The sequence below is a fragment of the Micrococcus sp. iso_239 genome (genome assembly GCF_056173395.1).
The window spans coordinates 145,227-160,097 of sequence record NZ_CM149672.1 but is presented as its reverse complement, the minus strand read 5'-3'; the positions used below and the strand labels follow the sequence as shown (position 1 = coordinate 160,097).

Annotated in this window: 15 protein-coding genes and 3 tRNA genes; 9 read left to right on the top strand and 9 right to left on the bottom strand. The window is 72.9% G+C overall.

What is annotated here, in order from left to right; all coding sequences use genetic code 11:
* Positions 1–114: 114 nt before the first annotated feature.
* Together AC0VX2_RS00755 and AC0VX2_RS00750 are read right to left on the bottom strand one after the other, a co-directional pair.
* On the bottom strand, positions 115–756 hold the full coding sequence (locus tag AC0VX2_RS00755) for a TrmH family RNA methyltransferase (RefSeq protein WP_043281109.1): 642 nt from the start codon (positions 754–756) through the stop codon (positions 115–117).
* A complete protein-coding gene (locus tag AC0VX2_RS00750) occupies positions 753–1,121 on the bottom strand; it encodes a hypothetical protein (RefSeq protein WP_036334633.1) in 369 nt (122 codons plus the stop codon). Before AC0VX2_RS00750 ends, AC0VX2_RS00755 begins: the two co-directional genes overlap by 4 nt.
* Before the next feature lie 64 nt (positions 1,122–1,185).
* Here AC0VX2_RS00750 and AC0VX2_RS00745 point away from each other — a divergent pair, with 64 nt between their 5' ends.
* Positions 1,186–2,277: a magnesium and cobalt transport protein CorA gene (locus tag AC0VX2_RS00745; RefSeq protein WP_169577803.1), complete on the top strand. Its 1,092-nt coding sequence runs from the start codon at positions 1,186–1,188 to the stop codon at positions 2,275–2,277.
* A 28-nt stretch (positions 2,278–2,305) separates the two neighbouring features.
* On the opposite strand, the gene pyrE is transcribed toward AC0VX2_RS00745, so the two are convergent.
* Complete coding sequence (gene pyrE / locus AC0VX2_RS00740; protein WP_098093807.1) at positions 2,306–2,902, bottom strand: orotate phosphoribosyltransferase; 597 nt, start codon at positions 2,900–2,902, stop codon at positions 2,306–2,308.
* Positions 2,903–2,960: 58 nt separating this feature from the next.
* On the opposite strand from pyrE, the gene AC0VX2_RS00735 reads away from it, so the two are divergent.
* The 6 genes from AC0VX2_RS00735 (at position 2,961) to AC0VX2_RS00710 (ending at position 9,776) form a co-directional block, all read left to right on the top strand.
* Positions 2,961–3,404: a MarR family winged helix-turn-helix transcriptional regulator gene (locus AC0VX2_RS00735; RefSeq protein ID WP_036340247.1), complete on the top strand. Its 444-nt coding sequence runs from the start codon at positions 2,961–2,963 to the stop codon at positions 3,402–3,404.
* A 58-nt stretch (positions 3,405–3,462) separates the two neighbouring features.
* Positions 3,463–4,371, top strand: coding sequence for an ammonia-dependent NAD(+) synthetase (nadE, locus tag AC0VX2_RS00730; RefSeq protein ID WP_101965641.1), 909 nt, complete (start codon positions 3,463–3,465; stop codon positions 4,369–4,371).
* Between the two features lie 44 nt (positions 4,372–4,415).
* Complete coding sequence (locus AC0VX2_RS00725) at positions 4,416–5,243, top strand: exodeoxyribonuclease III (RefSeq protein ID WP_036340253.1); 828 nt, start codon at positions 4,416–4,418, stop codon at positions 5,241–5,243.
* 18 nt (positions 5,244–5,261) lie between these two features.
* On the top strand, positions 5,262–6,164 hold the full coding sequence (locus tag AC0VX2_RS00720; protein WP_060973769.1) for a DUF8083 family protein: 903 nt from the start codon (positions 5,262–5,264) through the stop codon (positions 6,162–6,164).
* 114 nt (positions 6,165–6,278) lie between these two features.
* On the top strand, positions 6,279–8,102 hold the full coding sequence (locus AC0VX2_RS00715; RefSeq protein WP_161788082.1) for a glycoside hydrolase family 13 protein: 1,824 nt from the start codon (positions 6,279–6,281) through the stop codon (positions 8,100–8,102).
* A 207-nt stretch (positions 8,103–8,309) separates the two neighbouring features.
* Positions 8,310–9,776 (top strand): amino acid permease, encoded by a 1,467-nt coding sequence (locus AC0VX2_RS00710; RefSeq protein WP_049147815.1) that lies wholly within the window; start codon positions 8,310–8,312, stop codon positions 9,774–9,776.
* An 82-nt stretch (positions 9,777–9,858) separates the two neighbouring features.
* Here AC0VX2_RS00710 and AC0VX2_RS00705 read toward each other — a convergent pair whose 3' ends face one another.
* Positions 9,859–11,718 (bottom strand): BCCT family transporter, encoded by a 1,860-nt coding sequence (locus AC0VX2_RS00705; protein ID WP_069941068.1) that lies wholly within the window; start codon positions 11,716–11,718, stop codon positions 9,859–9,861.
* Between the two features lie 202 nt (positions 11,719–11,920).
* Here AC0VX2_RS00705 and AC0VX2_RS00700 point away from each other — a divergent pair, with 202 nt between their 5' ends.
* Complete coding sequence (locus AC0VX2_RS00700) at positions 11,921–12,187, top strand: hypothetical protein (RefSeq protein WP_041103606.1); 267 nt, start codon at positions 11,921–11,923, stop codon at positions 12,185–12,187.
* Between the two features lie 7 nt (positions 12,188–12,194).
* Here AC0VX2_RS00700 and AC0VX2_RS00695 read toward each other — a convergent pair whose 3' ends face one another.
* The 4 genes from AC0VX2_RS00695 to AC0VX2_RS00680 all read right to left on the bottom strand — a co-directional run bounded on the left by AC0VX2_RS00695 (position 12,195) and on the right by AC0VX2_RS00680 (position 13,312).
* Positions 12,195–12,809: a cysteine hydrolase family protein gene (locus tag AC0VX2_RS00695; RefSeq protein WP_069941069.1), complete on the bottom strand. Its 615-nt coding sequence runs from the start codon at positions 12,807–12,809 to the stop codon at positions 12,195–12,197.
* Between the two features lie 92 nt (positions 12,810–12,901).
* Positions 12,902–12,977, bottom strand: a tRNA-Phe gene (locus tag AC0VX2_RS00690).
* 72 nt (positions 12,978–13,049) lie between these two features.
* Positions 13,050–13,123, bottom strand: a tRNA-Asp gene (locus AC0VX2_RS00685).
* 116 nt (positions 13,124–13,239) lie between these two features.
* Positions 13,240–13,312: transfer RNA gene (locus AC0VX2_RS00680), tRNA-Glu, on the bottom strand.
* A 125-nt stretch (positions 13,313–13,437) separates the two neighbouring features.
* Between AC0VX2_RS00680 and AC0VX2_RS00675 the strand changes: the two genes are divergently transcribed.
* Positions 13,438–13,833, top strand: coding sequence for a metallopeptidase family protein (locus AC0VX2_RS00675; RefSeq protein ID WP_010079615.1), 396 nt, complete (start codon positions 13,438–13,440; stop codon positions 13,831–13,833).
* Between the two features lie 7 nt (positions 13,834–13,840).
* On the opposite strand, the gene AC0VX2_RS00670 is transcribed toward AC0VX2_RS00675, so the two are convergent.
* Entirely contained in the window at positions 13,841–14,815 is a 975-nt protein-coding gene (locus AC0VX2_RS00670) for a universal stress protein (protein ID WP_070708964.1), read from the bottom strand.
* Positions 14,816–14,871: the final 56 nt, after the last annotated feature.

The window sequence follows — 14,871 nt, the reverse complement described above, 5'->3', positions numbered from 1 at the left end:
TCGGCGCGGTCCTGCGCCACCCTGCGCCGTCCTGCGCCGTCCTGCGCCGCGAGCCAGACGATTCTGCGGCCCAGAGTCTCCTTTCAGCGCGGAATCGTCTGGCTCGCGCCGGACTCAGGGGACGGCCGCGTGCTGCCGGATCCACGCGTGCATCGCGATGCCGGCGGCCACGCCCGCGTTGATCGAGCGGGTGGAGCCGTACTGCGCGATGGACAACACCGCGCTCGACGCCGCCCGCACCTCCGCCGAGAGTCCCGGCCCCTCCTGCCCGAAGACGAGCACGCAGGCACGCGGGAAGTCGAAGGTCTCCACCGGCACCGACTCGGGGAACAGGTCCACGCCGAGCACGGGCAGCCCCTCCCCCGCCGCCCACTCCGTGAACGCCGCCACCGTCTCGTGGTGGCGCACGTGCAGGTAGCGGTCGGTGACCATGGCGCCGCGCCGGTTCCAGCGGCGCCGCCCGATGATGTGCACCCCGGCGGCGTTGAACGCGTTGGCGGTGCGCACGACGGTGCCGATGTTCAGGTCGTGCTGCCAGTTCTCGATGGCGACGTGGAACGGGTGCCGCCGCGCGTCGAGGTCCGCGACGATCGCCTCGAGGCGCCAATAGCGGTAGCGGTCGAGGACGTTGCGGCGGTCGCCGTGCGCGAGCAGCTCCGGGTCGTAGCGGGGGTCCTCCGGCCACGGGCCGAGCCACGGCCCGACGCCGACCTCGCGGGGCACGGTGCCGTCCTCGGCCGGCGCGGGCTCGCTCAGCGGCCGGCCTCGGACCGGTCGACGGCCGCCCAGGCGGCCCCGGCGGACACCGCCGCCACGGAGAGCACCGCCGGCCACGCACCGATCTTCTTGGCCAGCGGGTGGGAGGCGCCGAAGCCGCCGAGGTACAGGGCGGCCAGGCCTCCGGCGACGGCCGGCCCCCGCGTGGCCAGCCACGTCCGGCCGGCGTACAGGCCGGCGGCTGCCAGCACGACGCCGCCGAGCGGGCGGATGCCGGTCTCACGGGCGGTCAGGTAGCCGCCGATCAGACCGAACGCGGTGACCGGGGCCGTGGAGACGGCGTGGGCGGGGAGCAGGGTCTTGCCGTCACGGACGACGGGTGGGGCATGGCGCGGAGTCTTCATGGCGCCACCGTAGCGCGCGCATCCTGGAATACGCCGGGGGCCGCCGTCGGCGGAGAATGTCCTAGTGAGCATCATCGACAACGCCGTGTATGTGGACGGGCGGCGCGTCCACACCCCCTCCACCCTCGAAGACACCTGGGAGGCGTGCGAGCGCACCGGCGGCATGGCCTGGCTGGGCCTGTACCGCCCGGACATGGCCGAGCTCCAAGCGGTCGCGGAAGAGCTGCGCCTGCACCCGCTCGCCGTCGAGGACGCCCTCACCGGGGGCGAGCGCGCCAAGCTGGACCGCTACGGCGAGGACTCGTTCATGGTCCTGCACCCGGCCCGCTACATCGACCGCACCGAGACCGTGGAGTTCGGCGAGCTGAGCGTCTTCACCGGCGAGCACTACGTGGTGACGGTGCGTCACGCGGAGGAGCCTGACCTGGCCGCTGTGCGTCGGTTCCTGGAGACGGAGGGCCGCGAGCGCCTCGCGATGGGGCCGTGGCAGGTCACCCTGGAGATCCTGGACCGGGTCGTGGACGACTACTTCCCCGTGGCCGACGGCCTCGAACAGGACATCGAGGAGATCGAGGGCCAGGTCTTCGCCGGCGACGGGCACGTCTCCCGGCGCATCTACCAGCTCTCCCGCGAGGTGCTGAACTTCCAGCACGCCATCCGCGCGCTGCCGTCCATCGTGGAACAGCTCCAGGAGGAGGTGCGCACCCGCCTGCACGAGGACACCCGCCGCCTCGACGCCGACGGCCTGCCCCGGCGCGACGACGCCCACGCCTGGGAGGACGAGGAGCTCAGCGATCAGGCGCGCCTCGAGGTGGAGAACCTGCGCCGCCTGCGTGACGTCCACGACCACACCGTCCAGATCAACGAGCGCGTGACGACCATGCGCCAGATGCTCCACAGCGCCCTCGAGCTGGACTCGACGCTGGCGTCGAAGCGGCTGTCCGAGCAGTCGATCGCCCAGAACGAGCAGGTCAAGCAGATCTCGTCCTGGGCGGCGATCATCTTCGCGCCGCAGCTGGTGGGCTCGGTCTACGGCATGAACTTCGACGGCATGCCCGAGCTGCACTGGACGTTCGGCTATCCGTTCGCCCTGGGACTCATGCTGGCGGTGGCCCTCACGCTGTTCGTGCTGTTCAAGCGCGCGGACTGGCTCTAGGCGGGCGGCGCGCGGGGCAGTCCGAGGCTCAGTCGAGGCCGAGCTCGTCCTTGCCGAACGCGTACAGGTACGGCACGTCCGCCTCCTCGGCCACGCGCTCGGCGGCGCCGGTCGCACGGTCCACGATCACAGCCACGGCCTGGACGTCGCCGCCCGCGTTGCGCACGCCCTCGACGGCGGTGAGCGCGGAGCCGCCCGTCGTCGAGGTGTCCTCCAGCACGACGACGCGGCGCCCGTCCACGCCCGGGCCCTCCACCTGCCGGCCCATGCCGTACGACTTCTGCGCCTTGCGCACCACGAACGCGTCGAGCGCGCGGCCCGCGGCGCCGGCCTGGTGCATCATCGCGGTGGCCACGGGGTCGGCGCCCATGGTGAGACCGCCCACGGCGTCGAACCCGATCCCGTTCTCCTCGAGCAGGCGCAGCATCACGCGGCCGATCAGCGGGGCGGCCTCGTGGTGCAGGGTGACACGACGCAGGTCCACGTAGTAGTCCGCCTCCTTGCCGGAGGACAGGGTCACCCGGCCGTGCACCACGGCCAGCTCCTGGATGAGCTGCTTGAGCCGCTCGCGGTCCTGCTGGGGCGTGGGGACGGTGGGGGTCTGCGCGTCGGTCATGCCGCCCATGCTAGTGCGGGCCCGACCGCCCCTGCCGCTTCCGTCCCGGACTGGCTAGGCTCAGGCCATGAGCGAGATCCAGCACGACGACGCCGTCCAGCATCCCTCCGGCCTGCCCCTGGCGCACTGGCTCACCCTCACCGAGGGCCTGATCGCGGCGCGCGTGGCCGAGAGCCTCGAGGAGCACGGCCTCACCCGCGCCCAGTGGCAGTTTCTGAACACCCTCACGGTGGCCCCGCAGTCCCGCGCCGAGCTCGAGGCCGGCTTCGAGGAGGAGCAGCGCGGCGCGGTGTCCGGTCAGATCGAGGAGCTGGTCGAGTCCCGCTGGGTGACGGTCGAGGGCGACCTCTACACCCTCACCGCCACGGGCCGCACCGCGGGCGCCCGCGTCGGTGAGGCGGTCGAGGCCCTGCGTGCCGAGGCGACGGCGGACGTCCCGCGGGACCAGATCGACGACGCCGTCCGCGTCCTGCGCCGCATCGCCCGCAACCTGGGGCACCCGGACGCGTGAGCCGTCGTCGCCGACCGACCCTGTCCCCGTGCGCGGGGCCGGTCCTACGCTGACCGGCATGCGTGAACTCCAGCAGCGGATCATCGCCGAGCAGTGCGTCCTCCCTGAGATCGACCCCGCGGCCGAAGTCGAACGGCGCGTGGCCTTCCTCGCCGACTACCTCGCGGCCACGGGCGCGTCCGGCTTCGTCCTGGGCATCTCCGGCGGCGTGGACTCCACCGTGGGCGGCCGGCTGGCCCAGCTCGCCGTCGAGCGTCGCCGCGCCCAGCTCGGCGTCCCGGACGCCGTCGCCCTGGGCGGCCCCGGCACCACCCCGCCGGGTGAGGCGGGGGTGGGCGCCGACGTCGTGCCCTCCCGCGAGAACCCCCGGTTCACCGCCGTGCGCCTGCCCTACAAGGTGCAGCACGACGAGGCGGATGCCCGGGCCGCCATGGACTTCGTGGGCGCGGACCAGGACGTCACCCTGAACATCGCGGAGGCCGTGCAGGGTCTGGCCGCCGCCTTCGCCGAGGCCGTGGGGGAGCCGATCTCGGACTACAACCAGGGCAACGTGAAGGCCCGCATCCGCATGACGGCCCAGTACGCGGTGGCCGGCGCCCACGGGCAGCTGGTGATCGGCACGGACCAGGCGGCGGAGGCCATCACGGGCTTCTACACGAAGTTCGGCGACGGCGGCGCGGACGTCCTGCCGCTGGCTGGCCTGAACAAGCGGCAGGTGCGGGCGCTGGGCCGCGAACTCGGCGCCCCCGAGCCCCTGTGGAACAAGGTGCCCACCGCGGACCTGCTGGACGGCACGCCGGGCCAGACGGACGAGGCCGAACTCGGGATGACGTACGAGGACATCGACGACTACCTCGAGGGCAAGGACGTCCCCACCGAGGTCGCGGAGAAGCTCGAGGGCATCTGGCTCCGCAGCCGCCACAAGCGCACCACGCCGGTGACGATCCACGACGACTGGTGGCGCTGAGGCGCCGATCCCACGGTGTCCGCGCCCTTCGATAGCCTGGCCGGGTGAAGATCGCCACCTGGAACGTCAACTCCCTCCGTGCCCGCGCCGACCGCGTCGAGGCCTTCCTCGAGCGCCATGACATCGACGTCCTGGCCATCCAGGAGACCAAGTGCCGGGACGAGAACTTCCCGTGGGAGCTCTTCGAGCGCGCCGGCTACGAGGTGGTGCACAACGGCACCTCGCAGTGGAACGGCGTGGCCATCGCCTCCCGCGTCGGCCTGAGCGACGTGCAGCGCGGCTTCCCCGGCCAGCCGCACTTCGGCAAGGGCGGCGTGGACCCGCAGGAGGAGTCCCGCGCCATCGGGGCGACCGTGGGCGCCGAGGCGGCCGACGGCGTCGCCCCGGTGCGTCTGTGGAGCCTGTACGTGCCCAACGGGCGCGGCCTGGAGAACGAGCACATGGGCTACAAGCTCGAGTGGCTGCGCGTGCTCCAGGAGCACGCGGCCGCTCGCCTCGCCGAGGACCCGGACACCCGGCTCGCCCTGGCCGGCGACTGGAACATCGCTCCGCAGGACGAGGACGTGTGGGACATCGAGCTGTTCCAGCGCGAGGGCTACACGCACGTCTCCCCGGCCGAGCGCGCGGCGTTCCACGCGTTCGAGGACGCCGGGCTGGTGGACGTGGTGCGCCCGCGCCACCCCGGCCCCGGCGTGTACACGTACTGGGACTACACGGGCCTGGCCTTCCCCAAGAAGAAGGGCATGCGCATCGACTTCCAGCTGTGCTCCCCCGCCCTCGCACGGACGGTCACGGACGCCTGGATCGACCGCGAGGAGCGCAAGGGCAAGGGCGCCTCGGACCACGCGCCCGTGGTCGTCGAGCTGGGCTGAACCACGGACGAGCCCGCGATGACCCACGACGACGGCGGCCCGCCCCCGGGTGTCGCGCGCGGCACCGCGCACCTGCGCGTCTTCCAGCCGCTGGCCGCGTTCCCGGACGCGGTCCAGGCGCGGCTGATCGCCGGCGGCCACCGCACCCGTGCCGAGGTCGAGGCCGAGGCGGCCGAACGGGCCCGGCGTCGCCTGGCCCGGCCCGTGGCCGACCCGTTCCCGGAACCCGGTGAGGACGACCTGGTGCGGGTCCTCCAGGACGAGCACCGCTCCGCCTTCTACTGCCCGGACGAGCGGGGCCTGCGCGCCGAGATGGCCGCGGCCATGCTCGAGGAGACGATGCTGCCGCGGCTGCACGAGGCCGCCATCCCGCCGGCGGCGCGCGCCATGAACCGCGGCCGCGCGCTCGTGGCGCTCGAGGACGAGTGGGGCCTCTCCCCCGACCCGGACGCGGCGGGCCAGGACCCGCAGGACGAGGGCGGCGCGCCGGAGCACCACCGCGTGCAGACGCGCACGGCCACGTGGGGTGTGCCGCACGGCTGGCTCACGGTGTTCGACCCCGAGGAGCCGGTGAAGCGCCTCGTGGACGGCGAGCGCACGGCGTACCGGCGCGCCCCGATCGTGGCCGCCCGGGAGCGGGCCGGGCACGCGGCGGCGGTGCTCGCGCGGCACGCCCCGGATGCGGAGCTGATCGGCGAGCTCACGGTGATGGTGGAGTGGCTCGGCGCGTTCCACCCCGACTCGTGGATCGAGCTGGACTACGGCGGCCTCACGCGGCACGTGTGGCCGGACGACTCCGTCTTCGACCTGTGGACGCTCATCGACGCGCTCGAGGAGGGCGACGAGGCGACCGCCGGCGTCGCACAGGAACGACTGAACCGGCGCTGGGCCGCCGTCGGGATGCTGGCCAGGCTGACCTGAGCCGGCCGCCGGCGCACCGGGGTGGGGCCGACCCGGGTGCTCGAGACGCACACCACGCCGCCGACGCCGCTCACGCGGGGCGCGCGCTCCCGCGTCGGGCCTAGGGTGGATCCCATGACCACGCAGCGCCTGAGCACCCCGCCCTCGGAAGCCCGGAACCGGCCCGTCACCCCGTGGTGGGTGGACGCCGTGATCTACCAGGTGTACCCGCGCTCCTTCGCGGACGCGGACGGGGACGGCATGGGCGACCTGCGCGGCGTCACCTCGCGCCTCGACTACCTGGCCCAGCTCGGCGTGGACGCGATCTGGCTCTCGCCCTTCTACCTCTCCCCGCAGCACGACGCCGGCTACGACGTCGCGGACTACCGCGCCGTGGACCCGCGGTTCGGCACGCTCGCGGACGCGGACGAGATGATCGCCGCCGCGCACGAGGCCGGCATCCGCGTGGTCGTGGACCTCGTGCCGAACCACACCTCGTCCGAGCACGCGTGGTTCCAGGCCGCCCTGGCCGCCGCCCCCGGCTCCCCCGAGCGCGCCCGCTACCACTTCGCCGAGGGCCGCGGCGAGCACGGCGAGCTGTCCCCCAACAACTGGGAGTCCACGTTCGGCGGCGGGGCCTGGACCCGTGTGACCGAGGCGGACGGCACCCCGGGCCAGTGGTACCTGCACCTGTTCGACACCACGCAGCCGGACCTGAACTGGGAGAACGAGGAGGTGCGCGAGGAGTTCCGCTCCATCCTGCGGTTCTGGCTGGACCGCGGCGTGGACGGCTTCCGGGTGGACGTGGCCCACGGGCTCATCAAGCAGCCCGGCTACCCGGACGCCGAGCACTCCCGCATGGGCATGGTCACGGACGCGGGCGAGGACGCCGACCCCACGTTCGACCCGGACACCTTCGAGCCGCTCACCCCGTTCATGGACCAGGACCGCGTCCACGAGGTCTACCGGGACTGGCGGCGGGTCCTGGACTCCTACGACCACGAGCCGATGATGGTGGCCGAGGCGTGGGTGGCCCCGCTCTCGCGGATGTTCCGGTACGTCCGCCCCGGCGAGATGCACCAGACCTTCAACTTCACCTACCTCATGGCCGGCTGGGACGCCGCCTCGCTGACCCACGCGATCGACCGGTCCTTCGAGCAGGCCGGCCGGGTCGGCGCCCCGAACACCTGGGTGCTCTCGAACCACGACACGGTGCGCCACGCCTCCCGCTACGGCCTCGCCGACCCGAGCTCCTACCCCGCCGGCATCACGGCCGAGGACGAGCAGCCAGACGAGGCGGTCGGTCGCCGTCGGGCCCGCGCCGCCGCGATGGTGGAGCTGGGCCTGCCCGGCTCCGCGTACATCTACCAGGGCGACGAGCTGGGCCTGCCCGAGCACACCACCCTCGCCGCCGAGCACCGCCAGGACCCGTACTTCTTCCGCACGGACGGCAAGGAGCCCGGCCGCGACGGCTGCCGCATCCCTCTGCCGTGGGCCGCCGACGAGCCGTCCTACGGCTTCTCGACCCCCGCGGACGACGACGGCCCCGCGTCCGCCGCCGAGGGCGTCGCCGCGCCGTGGCTGCCCCAGCCCGCGTCCTTCCGAGCGCTGGCGGCGGACCGGCAGGTTGGCGTCGAGGGCTCCGTGTTCGAGCTGTACCGGCGTCTGCTGCAGATCCGCGGCGAGCTCGACCTGGGCACGGGCACGTTCGCGTGGTCCGAGCACCACGACCCCGCACGCGGGGTGCTGGCGTTCACGGTCACCTCGGGCGGTGGCCGGCACCTGGGCTCGGGCGAGCCGATCCCGGCGCGCACCGTGCTCGTGATGGCGAACCTGTCGACCGATCCCGTCGACCTGCCCGCGGGCCATTCCCGGGCCCTGTTCTCCCTCGAGGAGGCGGAGGCCGTGCAGGACGGGCGGCTCGCGCACGACGCCGCCGCGTGGCTGCTCATGGACTGAGCCCGGCGCGCCCCGGGACCCGCCGGGGCACCCCGGACCTTCCGCGGGGAATCCGCGGTGGGCGAGGTCACATCATCCGGCCCGGCCGGACGAACGCGACGTAACGTCCACGATGACTCGCATCACACCGGACAAAGTGGCATGAACGCTGTGTCACGAGTCACCATGGCGTGTCCTGATCCACCCCCCTTCGAGCGGAGACTTCACGTGAGCACCTCCCCCTTCGGCTCCCGCGTCGCCGAGACCGGCGCGGCCACCGCGGACCGCGGGCAGCTGCACCGCGGCCTGAGCCAGCGGCACATCATGTTCATCGCCCTGGGCACGGCGGTGGGCACCGGCCTCTTCTACGGCTCGGCCGGCGGCATCCAGGCCGCCGGGCCGGGCGTGATCCTGTCCTTCCTCGTCGCGGGCGCCGCCGTGTTCCTCGTGATGCGCGCCCTCGGCGAGATGACGCTCCGGGAGCCCGTCTCCGGGTCCTTCGCCGCCTACGCCTCCCGTTATCTCGGCCCCTTCGCCGGCTACGTGACCGGCTGGACCTTCGTCTTCGAGCTGGCCGTCGTGATCGTCGCGGACACCGCCGCCATCACCACGTACATGGCGTTCTGGTTCCCGGGGGTCCCGGCCTGGGCCTGGGTCGCGGCCACGATCCTCGTGGTCGGCCTGATCAACTTCACGCACGTCGGCAACTTCGGTGAGGCCGAGTTCTGGCTGACGCTCGTGAAGGTCGGGGCCATCGTGGCGATGATCTTCGGCGGTGTGATCCTGCTCTTCACCGGCGCCTCCACCGCGGACGGCACCCAGGCCAGCCTGGCGAACCTCGTGGACCACGGCGGATTCCTGCCGCACGGCATCCTGGGCGTGCTGACCGCGCTCACCATCGTGACGTTCTCCTTCGGCGGCATCGAGACCCTCGGCGTGGCCGCGGGCGAGGCCAAGAACCCGGAGAAGGTGCTGCCCAAGGCCATCAACACGGTGCCGATCCGCATCCTGTTGTTCTACGTGCTGACGATGGCGGTCATCATGGCCCTCGTCCCCTGGAACCAGGTGGACGGCAAGGCCAGCCCGTTCGTGCAGATCTTCGAGGGCCTCGGCGTCCCCTTCGCCCCGCACCTGCTGAACTTCGTGGTGCTCACCGCCGCCGTCTCCGCGATCAACGCCTGCATCTACGCGTCCGGTCGCCTGCTCTACGCGATGGCCCACGACGGCCAGGCACCCCGGGCCTTCACCCACACCAACCGCGGCGGCGTGCCGTGGCTGTCCGTGGCCGTGATGCTGGGCGTGATGGTGCTCGGCGCGGTGCTGATCACCGTGGACCCGAACGCCTTCAGCCTGGTGGCCGGCGTCGCCTCGTTCGCCGTGGTGCTGACCTGGGCCATGATCTTCCTGTCCCACCGCGCCATGCGCAGGCGCGTCGCGGAGCAGGGCGCGGAGCCGTCCCCCTTCCCCATGCCGCTGGGCGGCGTCGGCACCTACCTGGGCCTGGCGTTCGTGGCCACCGTGGTGATCACCATGGCCACCATCCCGGATTCGCGCCAGGCGCTCATCATCGGTCTCGTGTGGGTCGCGGTCCTGACCCTCGCCTGGTTCGTCACGGGCACCCGCACGTCGGCCGCGGCCCACGACCGCACCGGCACCCTGCCGGTGGTCCGCACCCGCCAGTCCCACGAGGACTGACCCCCACGACGACGACGGCCCCTGTCCCGCGCGGGACAGGGGCCGTTCTCGTCGGGGCCGGGAGGGCGCCCGGGGGCGGACGTCAGTGCCCGTGGCGGCGCAGCCGGGTGCGGCGCGGCCCCTCCGAGGCCGGGACGCCGGCGGCCGCATCGGCGATCCGCTGCTGGTGGTCCCGGCTGAGCGAGGCCCACCACTGCGAGGCCGCCACGGGGCCGGCGTCGACCACCTCGTCGTCGTCGGACTCGAGGCCCAGGCGGTCCTTGATGGAGGCCAGCATGGCCTGACGGCGCACCGCCTCCACCCGCGCCACGGAGTAGCCGAGCGAGCGGAACGTGGCCAGGCAGATCAGCAGCATCAGCACGGAGAACGGCAGGCCGATGGTGATGGCCAGGACCTGGATGGCGGACAGGCCGCCGGCGGCCAGCAGGGCCGCGGCCATGAGCGAGGTGGCGATGGCGAAGAAGATCTTCACCGTGGCCTTCGGGTTCACGTCGCCGCCGGTGGCGAGCATGCCCATCACCAGCGAGCCCGAGTCGGCGGAGGTGATGAAGAAGATGCCCGAGAGGATGATGGCGCCGACCACGAGCATCATGCCCGCGGGCAGCTGCTCGAGCACCTGGAAGAGCGCGGTGTTCGAGTCGATGGCGCCGTCCGCGCCCACCACGGAGGTGTACCCGGCCGGGCGGGTGGTCTCGAGGAAGATCGCGGTGCCGCCCAGGATGCCGAACCAGACCACGCAGACCAGGGTGGGCACCAGCAGCACGCCGGCGATGAACTCGCGCACGGTGCGACCGCGCGAGATGCGGGCGATGAAGATGCCGACGAACGGCGTCCAGGACATCCACCAGCCCCAGTAGTACGCGCTCCAGCCGGCCTGCCACGCGTCGCCCTCGGCGCCGTAGAACGCGGAGACGTTGAGCGAGTTCGCGAAGAAGTACTGCATGTAGGAGCCGAGGGACTGCACCATCTCCTTGAGCAGGAACGCGGTGGGCCCCACGATCGCGATGAACAGCAGCAGTCCGGCGGCCAGGATCAGGTTGGTGTTGGACAGCCACTTCATGCCGCGCTCGACACCGGAGACCACGGTGTAGAGCACCACGCAGGTGACCGCGCCGATCATGGCGTACTCGAGCCAGGGGCTGTCCTCGGGCACGATGCCCAGCGCGCGCAGGCCCGCGGACATCTGGGTGACGCCGAGGCCCAGCGAGGTGGCCACGCCGAAGACGGTGCCGATGAGGGCGATGTTGTCGATCAGGTGGCCCCAGCCGCCGCGCACGCGGCGCTCGCCGATCAGCGGCTCGAAGGCCCAGCGCAGCGCGAGGGGACGGCCACGCCGGTGGATGGCCAGCGCGACCGCCACGCCCACCACCGCGTAGATCGCCCAGGGCTGCAGGCCCCAGTGCAGGAACGTGGTGGCCAGCGCCGACTGGGCGGCCTCCGCCTGGGTGGGGTTGGCGGCCGCCACGTCGGGCCGCGGCGAGGTGAAGTGCATGAGCGGCTCGGTCATGCCGAAGAACACGAGGCCGATGCCCATGCCCGCCGCGAAGAGCAGGGAGAACCAGGACAGCGTGGAGAACTCGGGCTTCTCATCGGGCTTGCCCAGGGTGATGTCGCCCTTGCGGGAGAACGCGAGGTAGCCGCAGAACAGCACGAAGAACAGGGCGACGAGGGCGTACCACCACGAGAAGTTCGTGATGATGGCCTGCTGGACCAGGCCGATGCCCACGGTCATCTGCTCGGGGGCGAGCAGCGTGGCCCCCACGAAGGAGAGCACGATGACCGCGGAGGGCCAGAACACCCACGGCAGCAGGACGCGGTCGCGGGCGGCCGCGGCGGAGGTGGCAGGGGCGACGGCGCCGTCGGCCGTGGGGGCGGAGGAGGGGCGGGTGTCGGCCCGCTCAGGATCCAGTGGATTCTTCAAGGGCGGTGTCGGATCGCTCATCCTCCCGACCCTACGTGGTCCCGCGCGCCGGCCCCCCGCCTGAGACGCGGCCGAGTGGACGGTCTCACCCGGCCGGGTGACCGCGCCCACAGCCCCGGCGCGGGCGCCCCCTGGTGAGGCGTGGGCGGCCTCACTAGGGTGTGGGGCACCACGACGACGGCGGCGCCGGACGGGCCCGCCCGTGAGAGGAAGGACCCGCACCATGACCGACGTCCCCTTCGAGGACCGCGAGGACGAACGAGAGCTCGAGACGGACCTGCTCGCCGATCCCAACGCCGCCGGCGACCCCGAGCCGGAGGACGGCCGCGACGGCCAGCCCGTGCGCGGCGGCTCGGACGACCCGCAGCACCGGGCCGGGGAGGGACGTGCCCCGGACTCCCTGCGCAATGCGGAGTCCGCCGCCATGCACATCGAGGAGGACGCCCAGGACCGCACGCGTGCGGACGAGGGCGACGTCGAGATCCTGTGAACGCCCCTCAGCCCCGGTCGGGGACGAGGCCGGTGCGCAGGAGGGTGAGTGCCTCGTCCTGCCCGAGGAGCGGCTGACGCATCTCGTCGCGGAGGAAGTCGAGCATCGCCGCGGCCAGCGCCGGCTCCTCGGAGGCGATCGCGTCCGTCGCGATCGCGGCGTGGAAGTCGAGGGCGAACGCGGCCGTGGCGGTCTCGGCGATGCAGCTGTGGGTGGAGACGCCGCACAGCAGGAGCCGATCCACCCCGCGGCCCCGCAGCTCGGCCGCCAGTCCTGTGCCGTGGAAGGCGGAGTCCCGGGTCTTCACGACCTCGACGGCGTCCGGGGCGGCCGCCGCGACCCCGTCGAGCAGAGCGGCCTGCCGGGTGCCCGGGAAGGCGAAGCCCTCGTCGTCGGCCAGCATGTTCAACGTCCACGTGGAGCGGTCCCGCGCGTGCTCGGTCCGCACCAGGAAGACGGGACGGCCGGCCTCGTGCGCGGCCCGGAGCAGTTCCACGACCGCCGCCGTCAGCTCGGACTGATGGGCGGCCAGCGCGGGATGCTCGAAGTAGCTGTGCTGGACGTCGATCACCACGAGCGCGGTCTCGCCGCCGGTCGCGCGGGCGGAGGGGGAATCGGGCATCGACCCAGTGTGCCCACCGCGTCGCCGCCTGTCAGCGGCCCGTCGCCCCGGACGACGAAGGCCCCCCGCGTCTGCGGGGGGCCTTCTCGAAGTGGTGGCTCCGACCGGCGTCGATCCGGTGACCTTACGATTTTCAGTCGTACGCTCTACCAACTGAGCTACAGAGCCCGGCGACCTTCGTCACCAGGACCATGCGTCACCGGACTCCGTTTCCGAATGCCGGTGATCGGACGATCCGAGCGACCCTGACGGGACTTGAACCCGCGACCTCCGCCGTGACAGGGCGGCGCGCTAACCAACTGCGCTACAGGGCCATGTTCTGTTGTTCTCGCCGCTTTCGCAACGAGTGGAAACTCTAGCAGAGCCTCCGAGCGTCGTGCAAATCCACGCTCCACGTGCCGTTCCGGCCGCCGAGGGCGGCCGTTCTGCGTACCCCCAACGGGATTCGAACCCGTGTCGCCGCCGTGAAAGGGCGGTGTCCTAGGCCTCTAGACGATAGGGGCAGGTCCGATGTCGAGATTCCCGAGGTGGACCCTGGGAGTCTATGGTGGCCGCACACCCTCCGGCAAGTCCGGCCGCCGGCCGGCCGCCCTCCGCACCGCGGAGCCCCGCACCCCCAGGAGCCGCCGTGGACCACCGCCCGTCGCCCGACCAGCCCGCCGCCACGTGGATGAGCGAGCAGGAGTTCGACGACGCCGTCTCCGCGGCCCTCGCCCGTATCCCCGACGAGCTGGCACGGCTGCTGACGAACGTCGTCGTGGTGGTGGAGGACGAGTACGAGCCGCAGCGCTGGGAGGACCCGGCCACCGAGCTGTTCGGCCTCTACGAGGGCGTGCCGCTGACCGAGCGCGCCGAGTTCGCGTGGCAGATGCCGGACCGGATCGTGGTGTTCCGCGGCCCGCTCACCCGCCACTGCACCTCCCGCGCCGAGCTCGAGGACGAGATCACCGTCACCGTCATGCACGAGGTGGGGCATTTCTTCGGCATCTCCGAGGAGCGCCTCCACGAGCTCGGCTGGGGCTGAGCGCCGGTCAGGACCCCGACTGGTCCTGGACCGGGCCGAACGAGGCGCGGCGGCCGAGGCGGACGTCCTCGCGGAACGGGACGACGAGCACCGGACCCTTCGCGTGGTCCGCGACGCCGCGGCTGGTGGAGCCGACGATCGCACCGGCGAAGCCGCCCAGACCGCGCGTGCCCACCACGGTGAGGCGGGCGGTGGCGGTCTGGTCCACCAACACGTCCACGGGGGTGCCGTCCACGAGCTCGGTGAGGACCTCGAGACCGGGGAACTCGGAGCTGATCCACGCGGCGCCGGCCTCGAGACGCTCCCGCAGCTCCCGCTCGCGGGCCTCCTCGTCCAGGCTGACCGCCAGCCACGCGGCATTCGCGCCCAGGGGCGGGACGGCGCACACGAGCTTCAGCGGGGCCTGGCGGAGGCGGGCCTCCTCAGCGGCCTCGAGAGCGGCGGCACGGCCCTGCTCGGAACCGTCGACGCCCACCACGACGGCGGTCCTGTCCCCCGCGCGGCTGGCCTCGACCCCGGCGGGGATGATGGCGACCGGGCAGTGCGCGTGGCCGGGCAGCGCGGCGGCCACCGAGCCGAGCAGGCGGCCCATGAAGCCGCCGCGGCCGCGCGCGCCCGAGACGAGCAGGGAGGCCTCGGCGGAGAGCTCCACGAGGACGCCGGCCGCGTCCCCGATCTCCACACGCAGCTCCGGACGCACCCCGTCGGCGTCGAGCTTGCCGGCGACCTCCTCCAGGAGGGCCTGCACGCCCTCGCGGAGACGGGAGTCGTCCAGGACGGCGCCGCTGGCGTCCGCGCCGTAACCCCAGTACGCGGGGATCGAGTAGGCGGTGACGAGGGTCAGCGGCTCGCCGCGCAGGCCGGCCTCGCGCTGGGCCCAGCGGGCGGCGGAGACGGACTGGTCGGAGCCGTCCACACCCACCAGGACGCCGAGCGGTGCGTCCTCACGGCGGGTGGCGGCGGGCTGGGTCTGGGCGGACATGGCGACCTCCTCGAGTCGGACTCGACGGGCCCCGGGCGGACCCGGCCGAGTGCCTC